General features: G+C 69.4%; 16 protein-coding genes. 11 read left to right on the top strand and 5 right to left on the bottom strand.

All coding sequences use genetic code 11. The features are described 5' to 3' along the window. From QAA18_RS03530 to QAA18_RS03515, 4 genes are all read left to right on the top strand, one after another. Positions 1-442 (top strand): SPOR domain-containing protein (locus tag QAA18_RS03530; protein WP_279411051.1); only part of this gene is annotated, 442 nt, incomplete at its 5' end. 14 nt (positions 443-456) lie between these two features. Continuing rightward, positions 457-954: a CvpA family protein gene (locus QAA18_RS03525; protein ID WP_279411050.1), complete on the top strand. Its 498-nt coding sequence runs from the start codon at positions 457-459 to the stop codon at positions 952-954. Position 955: 1 nt separating this feature from the next. Further along, a complete protein-coding gene (gene purF, locus QAA18_RS03520) occupies positions 956-2,425 on the top strand; it encodes an amidophosphoribosyltransferase (RefSeq protein ID WP_279411049.1) in 1,470 nt (489 codons plus the stop codon). Continuing rightward, entirely contained in the window at positions 2,422-3,252 is an 831-nt protein-coding gene (locus tag QAA18_RS03515) for a ferritin-like domain-containing protein (RefSeq protein ID WP_279411048.1), read from the top strand. The genes purF and QAA18_RS03515 overlap by 4 nt, the downstream gene beginning before the upstream one ends. A gap of 22 nt (positions 3,253-3,274) precedes the next feature. Here QAA18_RS03515 and lpxH read toward each other — a convergent pair whose 3' ends face one another. After that, on the bottom strand, positions 3,275-3,994 hold the full coding sequence (gene lpxH, locus QAA18_RS03510) for a UDP-2,3-diacylglucosamine diphosphatase (protein WP_279411046.1): 720 nt from the start codon (positions 3,992-3,994) through the stop codon (positions 3,275-3,277). Positions 3,995-4,065: 71 nt separating this feature from the next. On the opposite strand from lpxH, the gene QAA18_RS03505 reads away from it, so the two are divergent. The 4 genes from QAA18_RS03505 to QAA18_RS03490 all read left to right on the top strand — a co-directional run bounded on the left by QAA18_RS03505 (position 4,066) and on the right by QAA18_RS03490 (position 8,983). Beyond that, the gene (locus QAA18_RS03505) at positions 4,066-4,854 is read left to right on the top strand and encodes a helix-turn-helix transcriptional regulator (protein WP_279411044.1); all 789 of its coding nucleotides are present in this window, start codon (positions 4,066-4,068) and stop codon (positions 4,852-4,854) included. A gap of 118 nt (positions 4,855-4,972) precedes the next feature. Then, entirely contained in the window at positions 4,973-6,988 is a 2,016-nt protein-coding gene (locus QAA18_RS03500) for a YadA-like family protein (RefSeq protein ID WP_279411043.1), read from the top strand. Between the two features lie 56 nt (positions 6,989-7,044). Continuing rightward, positions 7,045-8,448: a glutamate--tRNA ligase gene (gene gltX / locus QAA18_RS03495; RefSeq protein ID WP_279411042.1), complete on the top strand. Its 1,404-nt coding sequence runs from the start codon at positions 7,045-7,047 to the stop codon at positions 8,446-8,448. Positions 8,449-8,479: 31 nt separating this feature from the next. Continuing rightward, the gene (locus QAA18_RS03490; protein ID WP_279411041.1) at positions 8,480-8,983 is read left to right on the top strand and encodes a transcriptional repressor; all 504 of its coding nucleotides are present in this window, start codon (positions 8,480-8,482) and stop codon (positions 8,981-8,983) included. On the opposite strand, the gene QAA18_RS03485 is transcribed toward QAA18_RS03490, so the two are convergent. Next, positions 8,974-11,178, bottom strand: coding sequence for a TonB-dependent receptor (locus tag QAA18_RS03485; protein ID WP_279411040.1), 2,205 nt, complete (start codon positions 11,176-11,178; stop codon positions 8,974-8,976). The genes QAA18_RS03490 and QAA18_RS03485 overlap by 10 nt on opposite strands. Positions 11,179-11,250: 72 nt before the next feature. Here QAA18_RS03485 and QAA18_RS03480 point away from each other — a divergent pair, with 72 nt between their 5' ends. Further along, positions 11,251-11,667, top strand: coding sequence for a MerC domain-containing protein (locus QAA18_RS03480; protein ID WP_279411039.1), 417 nt, complete (start codon positions 11,251-11,253; stop codon positions 11,665-11,667). A gap of 32 nt (positions 11,668-11,699) precedes the next feature. Further along, complete coding sequence (locus QAA18_RS03475; RefSeq protein WP_279411038.1) at positions 11,700-11,888, top strand: 30S ribosomal protein THX; 189 nt, start codon at positions 11,700-11,702, stop codon at positions 11,886-11,888. Between the two features lie 58 nt (positions 11,889-11,946). Here the strand turns inward: QAA18_RS03475 and hutI are convergent, their stop codons facing one another. Then, positions 11,947-13,170, bottom strand: a complete 1,224-nt coding sequence (hutI, locus tag QAA18_RS03470; protein ID WP_279411037.1) for an imidazolonepropionase — start codon at positions 13,168-13,170, stop codon at positions 11,947-11,949. 46 nt (positions 13,171-13,216) lie between these two features. Here hutI and QAA18_RS03465 point away from each other — a divergent pair, with 46 nt between their 5' ends. Next, complete coding sequence (locus QAA18_RS03465) at positions 13,217-14,470, top strand: formimidoylglutamate deiminase (protein ID WP_279411035.1); 1,254 nt, start codon at positions 13,217-13,219, stop codon at positions 14,468-14,470. Between the two features lie 44 nt (positions 14,471-14,514). On the opposite strand, the gene QAA18_RS03460 is transcribed toward QAA18_RS03465, so the two are convergent. Next, positions 14,515-15,006: a methylated-DNA--[protein]-cysteine S-methyltransferase gene (locus QAA18_RS03460; RefSeq protein ID WP_279411034.1), complete on the bottom strand. Its 492-nt coding sequence runs from the start codon at positions 15,004-15,006 to the stop codon at positions 14,515-14,517. Beyond that, the coding region (locus QAA18_RS03455; protein ID WP_279411033.1) for a DNA-3-methyladenine glycosylase 2 at positions 15,003-16,211 on the bottom strand (1,209 nt) is incomplete at its 5' end. The genes QAA18_RS03460 and QAA18_RS03455, both read right to left, overlap by 4 nt.

Genomic DNA, 16,211 nt, shown 5'->3' with positions numbered 1-16,211 from the left:
CGGCCGCACCCTGCAGCGGGTGCGGATCGGCCCGTTCGCCAGCCGCGCCGACGCCGAGGCCGCGCGCCAGCGCGTGAGCCGCGCGGGCCGGCACCAGGATGCCCGGGTGATCGTGCTCGACGCCGATACCGAAGTCGCGGCGGCCGGGAAGGTCGAAGCGCCGAAGCCCGCCGCCAAGCCCGCCGTCGCCAAGCCCGCAGCGGCCGACGTCGGTTTCGCGGTGCAGCTGGGTGCCTTCGCCCGCAAGGCCGATGCCGACAAATTGCGCGATCGCGCTCGTTCGCTCGGGTTCAGCGCATTCACCGAGACCGTGGCCACCGACAAGGGCGACCTGGTCCGGGTGCGGCTGGGGCCGGTGTCGACCCGCGCCGAGGCCGAGAAGCTCCAGGCGCAGGCCAAGGCGAAGCTGGCGATGGCCGGCGTCGTCCGCCCGCATCCGTGAGCGCGCTCTGAACGATGAATGCCACGGACATGCTGCTGCTGGCGATCATCGGGATTTCAATGCTGTTCGGGGTGATGCGCGGCTTCATCGGCGTGCTCGCCTCGCTGGCGGCGTGGTTGCTGGCGGCATGGGCCTCGTTCCAGTTCGGCGCGCAGGTGGCGTTGCTGTTGTCGTCCGGCCAGGCGCCGAGTTCCGGGCAGCTGATGGCGGGCTACGGCCTGAGCTTCCTGTGCGTGCTGCTGGTCGTGGGCATCGTCGGCTGGCTGGTACGCAAGCTGGTGCATGCGATCGGCCTGTCCGGCATGGATCGCACGCTCGGGTTGTTGCTCGGACTGGTGCGCGGCGGCTTCGTCGCCTGCGTGCTGGTGTTGCTGATGGGTTTCACGGCCATGCCGCGGGAACCGGGCTGGCGCGAGTCGCAGGTCGTGCCGGTGCTGTTGCCCGGTGCGATGTGGTTGCGGACCTGGCTGCCCGACTGGGCGGCGCAGCGAGTGGATTTCGGGAGTACATGACATGTGCGGGATCATCGGCATCGTTGCCAACCAGGACGTCGCGGCCGAGCTGTACGACGGCCTGACCGTGCTCCAGCACCGTGGCCAGGACGCGGCCGGCATCGCCACGGCGGACGGCTCGCACCTGCGCGTGCACAAGGGCAATGGCCTGGTGCGCGACGTGTTCGACGGCAAGGCCATGCGCCTGCTCGAGGGCAGGGTCGGCATCGCCCACTGTCGCTATCCCACCGCCGGCAGCGAAGGCAACGACGAGGCGCAGCCGTTCTACGTGAACTCGCCGTACGGCATCGCGCTGTCGCACAACGGCAACCTGGTCAACACCGACGCGTTGCGCCGCGAGGTGTTCGAGCAGGACCGGCGCAACGTCAACACCGAATCCGATTCCGAGGTCCTGCTCAACGTGTTCGCGCACGAGCTGGACATGCAGAAGGCGCTCACGCCGGAATCCGCGTTCCGCGCGGTGGAGGGCGTGAACCGGCGCGCTCGCGGCGGCTACGCCGTGGTCGCCACGGTGCTGGGCCTGGGCCTGGTCGCGTTCCGCGATCCGCACGGCATCCGCCCGCTGGTGCTGGGCAAGCGCAGCGGCGCTTCGGGCGACGAGTATGCGGTTGCCTCCGAGTCGGTGGCGCTGGACATCCTCGGCTTCGAACGCATGCGCGACATCGCGCCAGGCGAAGCGGTGGTGGTGACCGCGCGCGGCGAGCTGTTCACACGGCAATGCGCCGAGCCGCAGCAGCACGCGCCGTGCATCTTCGAATTCGTGTATTTCGCCCGCCCCGACTCGATGATGGACAACGTGTCGGTGCACAAGGCGCGGATGCGCATGGGTGTGACCCTGGGCGAGAAGATCCAGCGGCTGCGTCCCGACCACGACATCGACGTGGTGATCCCGATCCCGGACACGTCGCGCGATTCGGCGATGGAGATCGCGGGCCTCCTCGGGGTCAAGTATCGCGAAGGCTTCGTCAAGAACCGCTACGTCGGTCGTACCTTCATCATGCCGGGGCAGGGCGAGCGGACCAAGTCGGTGCGGCGCAAGCTCAACACCATCCCGCTGGAGTTCCGCGACCGGGTGGTGCTGCTGGTCGACGATTCGATCGTGCGCGGCACCACTTCGAAGCAGATCGTGCAGATGGCGCGCGACGCGGGAGCGCGCAAGGTGTACCTGGCGTCGGCCGCGCCGCCGGTGCGGTACCCGAACGTCTACGGTATCGACATGCCTTCGGCCGAGGAGCTGGTCGCCCACGGCCGCAGCGAGGAGGAAGTGGAAAAGCTGCTCGGCGTGGACTGGCTGGTCTACCAGGACCTCGCCGACCTGGAGGCGGCGGTGGCCGGCCCGAAGAAGCTCATTTCCCGCTTCGATTCCTCGTGCTTCAACGGCGAGTACGTCACCGGCATCGACGACGGCTACTTCGAACGCATCCGCAAGCTGCGCTCCGACGACGCCAAGAAGTCGCGCCGCGCATCATGACCACCGTGGGAGCGGCGGACGCCGCGATGCCCTCGCTCTTCGAAGCGGCCGCCTATTGCCTGGCCGCCGACACGCCGGATACCAAGGTCGCGGCGACCGCGGCCGTGGCCGCGGCCTTCCAGCGCAACGAGGTGGCGATCCCGGAGGACGCGCCGCCGCCCGAACCCATCGGCATGCCCGGGCGCCCGCCGCGCCCGCGCCTGGTGCACCCGCGCGACCTGCCGCACCGTGGCCTGGGCAGCAGCGAGGGAATGGCGGCCTTCCTCCACGCCATCGCCCACATCGAGTTCAACGCGATCGACCTGGCCTGGGACGCGGTCTACCGTTTCCGCGGGCTGCCGCGGCAGTACTACGCGGACTGGGTGGGCGTGGCCGCCGACGAAGCGCGGCATTTCACGCTGCTGCGCACCCGTCTGCGCGAGTTCGGCCACGACTACGGTTATTTCGAGGCCCACAATGGCTTGTGGGAGATGGCGCAGAAAACCGCGCACGACGGCCTGGCGCGCATGGCCCTGGTTCCGCGCGTACTCGAAGCCCGCGGACTGGACGTGACGCCCGGCATGATCGCCAAGCTGCGCCAGCATGGCGACGAGGCGACCGTCGGCATCCTGGAGGTCATCCTGCGCGAGGAAGTCGCGCACGTCGCCGCCGGTTCGCGCTGGTATCGCTGGTTCTGCGAGCGCGAGGGCGTGGATCCGCGCGCGCGGTTCCGCGAGCTGCTGGCCGAGTACGCCGGTGGCGTGCTGCGCGGCCCGTTCAATATCCCGGCGCGCACCGCTGCCGGTTTCGACTCCGACGAACTCGCGATCCTGGAAGCAGGCCTGTAGGAGCGGCGGCAGCCGCGATCGCCTACAGCGCGGACAGTTCGAACCCGGTTGGCGCCACCCGCAACACCGATCCCTGCTCGTACCAGTCGCCCAGCACGATCCGCGTGCCGCCGGCGGTCTCGTGCACCTTCGGCCGGTGGGTATGCCCGTGGACGATGCGGTCGATGCCGTAGCGGGCGAATGTCGCTTCCACCGTCGATGGCGAAGCGTCGGTGATCGACTCCATCTGCCCCTGCGCCTGCAGGCCGGACTGGTGTGCCTTGCTAGCCGCGCGCGCCTGCTGCGCGAACGCCAGCCGCGCGGCGAGCAGCTGCGACAGGAATTGTGCCTGCCAGCGCGGATCGCGGGTCTGGGCGCGGAACTGCTGGTAGGCGACGTCGTCGGTGCACAGCAGGTCGCCGTGCATCAGCAGGGTCGGCTTGCCGTAGAGCACCACTACCGCGGGGTCGGGCAGGATCGCCATGCCGGCGCGGCGTGCATAGTCCTCGCCGAGCAGGAAGTCGCGGTTGCCGCGGATGAAGTGCACCGGGACGCCGGAATCGCGCAACCCGCGCAACTTCGCGGCGACGAAGGCGCCGGTCTCCGAGGGATCGTCGTCGCCGACCCAGGCCTCGAACAGGTCGCCCAGGATGTACAGGGCGTCCGCCCCGCGGGCCTCTCCTTCGACGAAGCGGCCGAATACTTCGGTGATCGCTGGCCGTTCGGGGTCCAGGTGCAGGTCGGAGACGAACAGCGTGGTCATGGGATCATTGTAGGGGGGTGGAGGTGGATGCGTTACTATCCGCGCTTCCGGGGACTCCACGCCGACCGACGATGGCCGACGCACCGTCCAAAACGCAGGCCATCCATGCGCTCTGGGATGCGCTGGCCGACATCGAGTCCTCCCGGGTCGAGCCCGCCTGCAAGGTGCTGTTGCAGGGCTTGTGCGAGCTGGTCGAAGCGCAGAACGCCTCGTGGGTCGGCGTTGTGCGCATGGACCACGCACGGCCCGGCGATCCGGTGCGCGGCTGGCGCCCCGGCATCATCCGGCGCCTGCACGACAGCCCGTTCCTGGAAGCGACGGCGCGCCAGCAGAAGCGCGGCCTCGAAGCGGGCCGGGCGGACGAGGTCATGGTCCGCAACGTGTCCTTCGCCGGCAGCTGGCGGACGAATCGCCTGGTCGACCTGGTGCCGCCGCAATGGTTCGACGGCGACTGCTATTGCAACTACTACCTTGGGCGCAACTGGTTCGACGCGATCTGGTCGGGCGTCCCGATCAACGAGGACATGGAAATCTACTTCGGTGTGTATCGCGCACCCGGCCAACCCATGTTTTCCGAAGCCGACCGCGACGTCATCGCGCAAGCATTGCGTGGACTGCTCTGGTTCCATCGCCAACAGGTGTTGGGGCACGGGTTGGGGCTCGGCTCGATGCCGCTCACCGCACTGGAACACCGGGTGCTGTCGGGCTTGCTGAGTGGATTGACCGACAAGCAGATCGCCGCGCGGGAGGAGATGAGCCCGCGTACCGCTAACGAATACGCCTCGCGCATCTACCGCAAGTACGGCGTGGGCAACCGCACGGCGCTGATGGCGCTGTGGCTGGGGCAGGGCGGCAGCTGACCGGGACTCCGCCCAGCCCGTAATCCTGCGGGTTTCGGCCGGCCGGAGGACTGGCTAGAGTCGGACGTGGCGGGCCGTCACGGCCCGCACGTCAATCGCGTACTTCGGGGAAAATCCAATGATCCGTCCTGTCGTCCCGCACGCGATGCGTCGCCGTGCGCCTGCCCGATCTTCTCCGCTGGCGCTGTGCCTGCTGGCCGCGCTGGCTGCCGCCGCGCCGGCGTGGGCGGCCGATCCTGCCTGCGTGGATGACGATGGCAACCCGACCGGGTCGTCCACGGACCAAGGCATCGAGGATACAGGCAGCCAATCCGGCGAGAACGCCACCTGTCAACCCGACGCGAGTGCCTACGGCGTCTCCAACATCGCCAGCGGTAACAGCAGCAGCGCGTTTGGCCGAGGCAACATCGCCAGCGGGAATTTCAGCAGCGCGTTCGGCTATTTCAACGTCGCCAGCGGCAACGGCAGCGCGTTCGGCCGAGGCAACACCGCCAGCGGCAACGGCAGCAGCGCGTTCGGCTATTACAACTACGCCAGCGGCGCCAGCAGCAGCGCGTTCGGCTACTACAACTCCGCCAACGGCAACATCAGCAGCGCCATCGGCCGGGGCAACACCGCCATCGGCGCCAGCAGCAGCGCCTTCGGCGCGGGTAACACCGTCGGCGGCGACTTCGGCAGTGCCTTCGGCCGGAACAACAGCGCCACCGGCGAATACGGCAGCGCCTTCGGTTACACCAACTTCGCCAGCGGCGAATACGGCAGCGCCTTCGGCTACAACAACACCGCCAGCGGCAACGCCAGCAGCGCGTTCGGCCATGGAAGCAGCGCAACGCATACCGGCAGTACCGCCATCGGCTTCCAGGCCATCGCCGACCGCGACTACGCGGTGGCGGTGGGACAGGCAGGTGGTGAACACCAGATCATCCACCTGGCCGACGGCACCCAGGACACCGATGCGGTGAACCTGCGCCAGTTGAATGCGGCCATCGGCGGCATCGACGGTTACTCCGGCTGGAACCTCAGCGCGGGCGGCGGCGCGGGCGAAGCCATCGGCGATGGCGAAACCGTCGATTTCGAGGCCGATGACCCGAACGGCAATCTCATCGTCACGCGCAGCGGCAACACCATCACCTATGGCTTCAATGGCGCGCCGACGTTCACCGGACTGACCGTGGGCGGCGCGGGTGGCAGCTTCACCATCGTCAGCAACACCTTCGTCGACATGGGCGGCAACGTGGTGGGCGGCGTGGCCGATGGCGTGGCCGCCGCCGATGCGGTGAACAAGGGACAACTGGATGCCGGTCTTGCCGCCGCCAATGGCAATGCCGCTGTCGCGCAGGCCACTGCCGACACGGCGCTGGCCGCAGCGGGTGCGGCGCAGGCCTCGGCGGATCAGGCAGTGGGCGATGCCGCTGCCGCGCAAGGCACGGCGGACAGTGCGTTGGCAGCGGCGAACAATGCGCAGGCCACGGCGGATACGGCGGTCGCAAAGGCCGACGCCGCACAAGCCACCGCAGACACGGCGGTGGCGAAAGCGGATGCCGCGCAGTCAACGGCCAATACCGCCGTGACGAAAGCCGATGCTGCGCAGGCGACCGCGGATACCGCGTTGGCAGCCGCGAGCAATGCGGTGACCGTGGCGGAGGACTACACGGACACGCGCGAAACGGCGATCCGCGCCGACATGGCGGCGGGCGATGCCACGACGCTCGCGTCGGCGAATGCGCATGCCGACACAGGTGATGCCGCCACGCTGGCGGAATCGAAGGTCTACACCGACGCCAGCGCTGCGCAGACGCTGTCCTCGGCCAACGCCTATACCGACAGCAGGCTCGCGGCCTGGAATGACATCCTGGACCAGTATCACCAGCAAGTGGACCTGCGTTTCGCCCGGACCGACGAACGCATCGACCGCATGGGCGCGATGAGCGGCGCCATGGCCGCCGCGGCGATGAACACCGCGGGCCTGCCTGGGCGCAACCGGGTCGGAGTCGGCTTCAGCGCGCAGAACGGTCGTGCCGCGATGGCGGTGGGCTACCAGCGCCTGGTGACGCCGAATGCCAGTGTTTCGCTTGGCGGTGCGTTCTCGGCGGGTGAGGGCAGCATCTCGGCGGGCGCGGGCTTCAGCTGGTAAGCGCGCGGCCGGGCATGGCGGTAAAATCGCGGTTTCGCCCCTGACGATGCCGCCCCATGTCCTGCCGCACCCGTTTCGCCCCCAGCCCCACCGGCTACCTGCACATCGGCGGCGCGCGCACCGCGCTGTACTGCTGGCTGGAGGCGCGCCGCAAGGGCGGCCAGTTCATCCTGCGGATCGAGGACACCGACCGAGAGCGCAGCACCCAGGCGGCGATCGACGCGATCCTCGAGGCGATGGCCTGGCTGGGTATGGACTACGACGAAGGCCCGATCTACCAGACCCATCGCCTGGAGCGTTACCGCGAGGTGGCCGAGCAGCTCGTCGCTTCGGGCCACGCCTATTACGCCTACGAGACGCGCGAGGAACTCGAGGCGATGCGCGAGCGGGCCATGGCGGCGGGCGAGAAGCCGCGCTACAGCGGCGCCGCGCGCGATGCGAACCTGCCGTACCGCGACGATCCCAACCGGGTGATCCGCTTCCGCAATCCGCTCGACGGCGTCGTGGCGTGGGACGACAAGGTCAAGGGTCGGATCGAGATCGCCAACGCCGAGCTCGACGACCTGGTGATCTTCCGTTCCGACGGCTACGCCACCTACAACTTCGCCGTGGTCGTGGACGACATCGACATGCGCATCACCGACGTGGTGCGCGGCGACGACCACGTCAACAACACCCCGCGGCAGATCAACATCTACAAGGCGCTGGGTGCCGAGGTGCCTGCGTTCGCGCACCTGCCGATGATCCTCGACGAGCATGGCGCCAAGCTGTCCAAGCGCACCGGCGCCGCCGACGTCATGCAGTACCGCGACGCCGGCTACCTGCCGCACGCGCTGCTCAACTACCTGGTGCGGCTGGGCTGGTCCCACGGCGACCAGGAGATTTTCAGCATCGCCGAGATGCAGTCGCTGTTCGACCTCAAGGACGTCAACGCCAAGGCCTCGCGCCTGGATCCGGCGAAGCTGGGCTGGCTCAACCAGCAGTACCTGAAGGGCGACGCACCCGAAGCGGTTGCGGAGCACCTCCAGTGGCACCTGCGCCAGTCCGGCTTCGACCTGGCACGCGGTCCCGCGCCGGCCGACGTGGTGCTCGCGCTGCGCGACCGCGTGCAGACGCTCAAGGACATGGCCGAGCGCGCGGCGGTCTGGTACCAGCCGCTCACCGAATACGACGAAAAGGCAGTGGCCAAGCACTTCAAGGCCGAGGCGCGCGCGCCGCTGGCGGACGCGCGCGAGCGCCTGGCCGCGCTGGCGCAGTGGAACGTGGACGACATCAGCGCCGTGCTGCACGCCACCGCCGAAGCCCTGGAACTGGGCATGGGCAAGGTCGCGCAGCCGTTGCGCGTGGCCATTACCGGCACCCAGGTAAGTCCGGACATCGCCCACACGGTGTACCTGGCGGGCAAGGACGAAGCGCTGGCGCGCATCGACGCCGCGCTGGCGAAACTGCCGGCGGCTTGAGTCCGAGCGCGTTCGCCACCATCATCGGTCCATGCCCCACTCGCACGCCTGCACCGATCCCAAGCACCACGTCGACGACGCCCATGCGTTCATCGACGCGGTGGAGGCTGCCTGCCGCGCCCGCGGGCTGCGGCTGACGCCGGTCCGGGCGCGGGTCCTGGGCCTGGTCGCCGAGGCCGGGAAGCCGGTCAAGGCCTACGACCTGCTCGAGCAGCTCCGTGTCGGCAACACCACCGACGCCGAGGGCGCCGGGGCTGCGGCGCCGCCCACCGTCTATCGCGCGCTGGATTTCCTGCTCGCCAACGGCTTCATCCACAAGCTCGAGTCGGTCAACGCGTTCGTCGCCTGCCACCACCCGAGCACCGCGCAGCATTCGGTGCCGTTCCTGATCTGCGACCGCTGCCATTCGGCGGTGGAGCTGGAGGACAGGCAGGTCGTGGCCGCGCTGGACGAACGCGCGCGCGCACTCGGCTTCGTGCCCCAGGCCCAGACCCTCGAGGTCCACGGCCTGTGCGCGCGCTGCAGTCAGAAGTAGAACCGCACCCCCGCCGCGAACCCGCGCCCCGGGAGCGGCGCCAGGTCCTTCAGGAATGAGGTGTGCGGCCGGGCTTCCTCGTCGAGCAGGTTGGTCGCGTCGACGAACACTTCCATCACCGTTTCGTAGTCACGGTCCAGGTGCCAAGCGAAGTGCGCGTCGACCATGGTGTAGCCGGGCGTCGCGGTTTCATGGGCGGTGACGCGATCCTGCTCCATGTAGCGCACCGCACCGACCGAGGCGCGTAGCGCGTCGCGCTCCCAGCGCAGTTCGCCGCCCGCGCGTGCCGGGGCGATCCGCGGCAGGTTGCCGCTACGCGCTAGTTCGACGGTGTAGTCGTGGCTGTGGTCGCCATGCGGGACCGAGATATCGAGCGTACGCGTGCCCGACCCCGCCAGTTCGGCGCGCACCATGTCGCCGAACACGCGCAGGTTCCAGTTGCCGCTGGCGTTGTCGAGGAAGTTCCACTCCATCTCGGCCTCCAGCCCGTTGAAACGCGCATCGTCCTGGGTCCACGCGCGGACCGGCCCGTCGTGCTCCTCGATGCCCGTGTCCGCCAGATAGATGAAGTCGTTGTAGCGCACGTGGTACAGCGAGCTGCCGAGGGTGAGCCGGCCCGCGTGCCAGTGCACGCCGAGTTCCGCGCGATTGGCGGTTTCCGCGTCCAGGTCGGGCTTGCCCAGTTCCACGCTGCCGGTCGCCACGTGGACGCCGCTGGAGTACAGCTCTTCGGCGGTGGGGGAGCGCTGGGCGCGGTCGAGCCCAAGGGCGAAGTGCAGGCCATCGCTGGCCTTCCATTCCAGCGATACCGAGGCACTGGTGGTATCGAAGTCACGGTCGGGCCCGATCGCCACGGTATCGTCCACGTCGATGCGGTTGTTGTCGTGGCGAAGGCCGAGTTGCAGGCCGAGGTCGCCGAATGCGCGGTTGCCGATCCAGAACGCGCCGACATCGCGGGCTTCGGAGCCGGGCACGAAGGCCTCGTCGCCGACCGCGAGGAACTCCCGCTGCGACCACTGCACGCCCAGGGCGCCCTTGAAGCCGGCCAGCGGTTCGTGCACCAGCTCGATGCGGCCATCCAGGCTGTCGTTGTCGAATACGGTGCCGACGGCGCCGCCTTCGAGTTCGGTATGGGTGTAGCGGGTACGCGCCAGCTTGGCGCGGATGCTTTCGAACACGCCGGCATTGTCGATGCCGCCACGCACTTCCTGGCGGCGCTGGTCCATCACGATGCGCACGCCGCCGTGGTCGTGTCCTTCCTCGCCATGCGCTTCATGGTCGTGGTCGCCCTCGTCATCGTCGTGGCCTTCATCCTCGTAGTGTTCATGTCCGGGGACGCCATAGGTCGTCGAGAACAGGCTGGCGCCGGCGCCGAAGAAGCCGTGGCTGCCGATCCACGAGGCACCCAGGGCGCCGCTGGTGGTGCGCAACGCGCTATTGGGAAGCACGCCGGCTTCGTCGGGGGAAGGCGTTTCGCCTTCCTCGGCGAGATGCCGTGCGCTTTCGGCGAAACCCGGGATATCGATGTCGCCGGCTTCGCGGCTGAGGCCGTCGAAATGGAACACCACGTCGCCGGCGGTGGCGTCCAGGCGCAGCATGCCGCTGCGGCTGTCGTTGACGCTGCCGGCGCGCAGTTCGGCGCGACCCTGCAGCGGCGCGCCGGGCTGCGTCTCCGGGATGCGGCCGTCGACCACGTTGACCGCGCCGCCGATCGCGCCGCTGCCGTAGAGCAGGGTGGCCGGGCCCTTGAGCACCTCGATCTGGTCGGCCAGGAAGGGTTCGATGCTGACCGCGTGGTCGGCGCTGACCGTGGAGACGTCGCCGGAACCCAAGCCGTCGCTCAGCACCTGCACGCGGGCGCCGTCGAAACCGCGCACGATCGGGCGGCCAACGCCTGGCCCGAAGTACGACGACTGCACGCCCGGCAGCTTGTTCACGGTCTCGCCCAGGGAACTGGCCTTGGCTTCGTCCAGGCGGGCGCCGGACAGCACTTCGACCGGTACGGCCAGACTTTCGGCGGTGTCGGGCAGGGGCGTCGCCGTGACTTCCACCGCCTGCAGGGTCTTGGCGTGCTCGTGGCGCGGATCGGACTGTCCGGCCGGGGCTTCGTCAGCCAGGGCCAGCCCGGAGGTCGCGCCGAGAGCCAATGCCAGTGCGAGGGAGAGGGGCGATCGGGGCAGAGCGAATCGGTTCATGGGTCCGGAGTGGTCGTGGCGGTGGATTAGTATGTTATATTATTACTCATCAGCCACAACCCGTCGAAAGTCATGCCCAAGACTCGCGGTCCTTCATTCCGCTTCGCAGACCGGTTCGGCTTTGCCGCGTCGTTGCTGTGCGCCATCCATTGCGCTGCGCTGCCGGTGCTGCTGGCATTGCTGCCGTCGCTCGGTATCGGGATCTGGCTGGGCGAGGGCTTCGAGCAGGCCTTCGTGGTGTTCGCAAGCCTGTTGGGCCTGTTCACCATGGTCTGGGGCTACCGGCGCCATCGGGCGGTGCGCGCGCTGTGGCTGTTGCTGCCCGGGCTGGGGGTGCTGTGGCTGGCCGTGCTCTACGCGCCGCTGCACCATGCGCTGGTACCGCATGCGGTGGCCATGACCTTGGGCGGAACCCTGGTGGGGCTGGCCCACCTGGCCAACCTGCGCCTCAACCACGGCCACGTCCACGACGCGACCTGCGTGCATTAGGCTAAAATCCGCGCTTTATCCAGGAGTACGACATGGGCAAGGGCGACCGCAAGACCGCCAAGGGCAAGCGTTACAACTCCAGCTACGGCAACGCCCGTTCGCGTACCGTCGCCAAGGCCGCCGGTGCGGTTTCGGCGCCGGTGGTGAAGAAGGCCGCGACCAAGACGGCGACCAAGACCGCCGCCAAGAAGACCGTCGCCAAGAAGGCGGCTGCCAAGTAAGAAAAAAAGGGGACGGAGGTAATTAAGCGCATGCGCTTAATTACCTCCGTCCCCTTTTTTATGTCTTTTTGTTGCCGGCGGCGAAAACGGCGCCGGCGATATCGCCGCCCAGCCAGTAGCAGAGCTCGGCCGGACGCGACACGCGCCAGTGCACGAAGTCGGCGCGCATGCCGGCGCGCAGGATTCCGCGATCAGACAGCCCCAGCGCACGCGCCGCGTGCAAGGTGGTTCCGCGCAAGGCTTCTTCGGGCGTGAGCCGGAAATGCGTGCAGGCCAGCTGCATGGCCTGGCGCAGCGATTGCAGCGGCGAGGTGCCCGGGTTGCAGTCGGTGGCCACTGCCATCGGCACGCCGTGCGCGCGCAGCGCATCCAGCGGCGGCAGCACGGTTTCGCGCAGCACGTGGAACGCGCCGGGCAGCAGCACCGCGACGGTGCCGGCCGCCGCCATCGCGCGCACGCTGGCCTCGGAGCTGTGTTCGATATGGTCGGCCGACAGGCCGCCGTACTCGGCCACGAGGCGCGCGCCCTCGAGGTCGCTGAGCTGGTCGGCGTGCAGCTTCACCGGCAATCCCAGCGCCGATGCCGCCTCGAACATCAGACGGGTTTGCGCCGGGTTGAAGCCGATGCCCTCGCAGAATGCATCGACCGCGTCGACGAGCCCTTCCTCGTTCAGGGCGACCAGCCATTCGATCGCGCGGGCGATATAGCCGTCGCTGTCGCTGGCGAACTCGGGCGGCAGGGCATGCGCGCCCAGGTAAGTAGTGCGCACGCCGATGCCGAGCTCTTCGCCGATGCGACGGGCGACCCGGAGCATCTTGCGCTCGTTGTCCAGGTCCAGCCCGTAGCCGGACTTGATCTCGACAGTGGTAGTGCCGTCGCGCAGCAGGGCGCGGGCGCGCGGCAGCGACTGGTCGAGCAACTCGTCCTCGCTGGCGGCGCGCACCGCACGCACCGTGGACAGGATGCCGCCGCCGGCACGCGCGATGGACTCGTAGCTGGCACCCTGCAGCCGCATCTCGAACTCGCCGGCGCGGTTGCCGGCGAACACCAGGTGGGTGTGGCAGTCGACCAGGCCGGGGGTGATCCAGCCGCCGCCGAAATCGTGGGTGTGCGTGGCCGAGGCCCCGGCCGGCAGCGCGCTGCGCGGGCCAACCCAGGCGATGTTGCCGTCGCGCCAGGCCAGCGCGCCGTCCTCGATGGTCCCGTAGCCGTCGGCGTCGTCCAGCGTGGCCAGGGAAACCCCGACCGCCAGTCCGTCCCAGGAGTCCGCTTCGTTGCCCATGGTGCCGATTCTCGCATTGGCCGGGGCGGCAGGCGAGAATGGCGGCATGCACGCCGCCCCAGACCCGCAACGCCCGCTGGCCACCCCCACCGATGCGGGCTGGCGCCTGCCGGGCATTCCCAACCTGCATTCGCACGCGTTCCAGCGCGCGATGGCGGGGATGGCCGAGCGCCAGACCGATCCGGAGGATTCGTTCTGGACCTGGCGCGAAACCATGTACCGGATGGCGGCGCGCTTCTCGCCGGACACGCTGCAGACGGTCGCCGCCCAGCTCTACGCGGAGATGCTCGAGGCCGGCTACACCACGGTGTGCGAGTTCCACTACCTGCACCACGACGCCGACGGCAAGCCCTACGACGATCCGGCGGCGATGTCGCGCGCGCGGGTTGCCGCCGCGCGCGAGACCGGCATCCGCCTGACGCTGCTGCCGGTGCTGTACATGAGCGGCGGTTTCGACGGCCGCGCGCTGGGCGAACGCCAGCGCCGCTTCGGGCATGGCGTGGATGCCTACCTGCGCCTGGTCGAGACCCTGGGCAGTGGGCAGGACGAGACGTTCAGGGTGGGGTGCGCGTTGCACAGCCTGCGCGCGGTGCCTGCCGACGCGATGCAGGCGGTACTGTCGGGGTTGCCGCGCGACATGCCGGTGCACATCCACATCGCCGAGCAGGTTGGCGAAGTCCAGGACTGCGTTGCGCTGCGCGGCGCGCGCCCGGTGGAATGGCTGCTCGACAACGCCCGGGTCGACGCGCGCTGGACGCTGGTGCATGCGACCCACCTGGAACAGGCGGAAGTGAAGGGCATCGCGCGCAGCGGCGCCACCGTTGCCATCTGCCCGACCACCGAGGCCAACCTCGGCGACGGCCTGTTCCCGCTGCGCAGCTTCCTGGCCGCGGACGGCGTGTTCGGAATCGGATCGGATTCGCACATCTCTGTGTCGCCGGTGGAAGAGTTGCGCTGGCTCGAATACGGACAGCGCCTGGTCACGCGCCATCGCAACATCGCCGTGCGCCCGGGTTCGCCCAGCGTCGGCGAGACGCTGCTGCGCGGCGTCATGGCGAGTGCCCACAACGCCACTGGCGGCAACGTGGCCGACGACGACTGGCTCCTGCTGGACGACGACGCGCCGCAACTGACCGGTGCCACCGCAGGGGATGTCGTCGACCGCTGGATCTTCAGCGGCAACCGCAACCTGGTGCGCGAGACCCACGTCGCCGGGCAGCGCGTGGTGGCCGAAGGCCGGCACCGCGACCGCGACGGGATCGCCGCCCGCTATCGCCAGGCCATCGCCCGGCTGCTGTAGGAGCGGCGGAAGCCGCGATGCATGGGTCGCGGCTTCCGCCGCTCCTACAGCAGCATCGCGCCTTCGAGGCGCAGCAGGAACTCCTTGGTCGCCAGGCCACCGCCGAAGCCGGTGAGGCTGCCGTTGGCGCCGATGACACGGTGGCAGGGCAGCACGATCGGCAATGGATTGCGGCCATTGGCGGCGCCGACCGCGCGCGTGGCACTGGGCTTGCCGACGCGCTGCGCCAGCTGCGCGTAGCTGATCGTTTCGCCGAACGGGATCTCCGCCAACCGCCACCAGACCTCGCGCTGGAATGCGGTGCCGTGCGGATCCAGCGGAAGGTCGAAGCTGCGCCGCGTGCCGCCGAAATATTCGCCCAGTTGCCGTTCGGCCAGGTCGATGACGGCGTTGCGTCCCGGCTGCCAGTCGCCGCCGACCGGAACCGGATGCCGCGGCGACTGGAATTCGACCAGGCGCAGGCCGTCGTCGTGCGCGGCCAGCAGCAGCGGCCCGACCGGGCTGTCGACCTGCGTGTACCGGATGCTGCCGCTCACTTGGCCTCCATCGAATCGCGCCACAGGTGGATCACCGCATAGGCCCGCCACGGCCGCCAGGCTTCGGCTTGCAACAACAAGGCCTTCGCAGTGAGGCGGCTGCCGTCGTTCGGCGCCGCGCGCTGCAGCACCAGGTCTTCGGCAGGAAAGGCGTCGGGGTGGCCGAGCGCGCGCAGCGCGATGTACTGCGCCGTCCACGGGCCGATGCCGGGCAGGGCGACCCACCGCGAGACGAAATCGTCGAGCGTGCGATCGGCACGGAAGTCGACGTGGCCATCGAGCACCGCCTGGGCAATGGTGCGCACGGTCGCGGCGCGGGCACGGGTCAGGCCGATGCCGTCGAGGTCGGCGTCGGCGAGCACGGCCGGCGAGGGAAACAGATGAGTCAGGCCGGGCATCGCGGCAGAGGGCGGCAGGGCCTGGCCGAAGCGCTGCGCGATGCGTGCCGTCACGGTGCGCGCCGCGGCGACGCTCACCTGTTGCCCGATGACCGCGCGCACCGCGATCTCGAAGCCGTCCCAACCGCTGGGCACGCGCAGCCCCGGACGCTTGCGCAGCAGCGGCTTGAGCCGCGCCGATTGCGACAGCGCAGCCCGGATCGCCTGCGGATCCGCGTCCAGGTCGAACATCCGCCGCAGCCGGCCCACGTAGCCGAGCAGCGCCGCCGGCGGGGCGCCATGCATTTCGAGCTTCAGTGCGTGCTCGCCGCCGGGCCAGGCGGAGACGCGCAGCCATGCGTCGCTGCCGATCGCACGCGCATAGCTTGCGTCGTCCACCACTTCCACGCCTGGAAGCGCGCGACCGCGCAGGAATGCGAGCATCGAGGCGAAGTCGTAGGGCGGCCGGTAGCCCAGGCGCAGCACCAGCGTCTCGCCGGTCCGCGCCCTGGGGCGCTTGCGCAGGTCGCGCGGCGCCATGCGGTACGCCTCGCGGAACGTGGCGTTGAAGCGGCGCAGGCTGCCGAAACCCGCCGCCATCGCCACGTCGGTGATCGGCAGCGCGGTGTCGGTGAGCAGTTGCTTGGCGAACAGCAGGCGACGGGTGCCGTGCACGCCGATCGGCGGCGCGCCCAGGCGTTCGACGAACAGCCGGCGCAGCTGGCGTTCGCCCAGGCTGACGCGCTCGGCCAGCGCCGACAGCGGCTGCTCCGCCAGCAGGCCTTCGTCGATCAGCTTCAACGCCCGGGCCACGGCCGCGTCGCCGCG

It is taken from the genome of Luteimonas sp. 8-5, assembly GCF_029763755.1.
GTDB lineage: Bacteria > Pseudomonadota > Gammaproteobacteria > Xanthomonadales > Xanthomonadaceae > Cognatiluteimonas.
The sequence above is the reverse complement of the archived record's forward strand: the minus strand, read 5'-3'. Positions and strand labels throughout refer to the sequence as shown.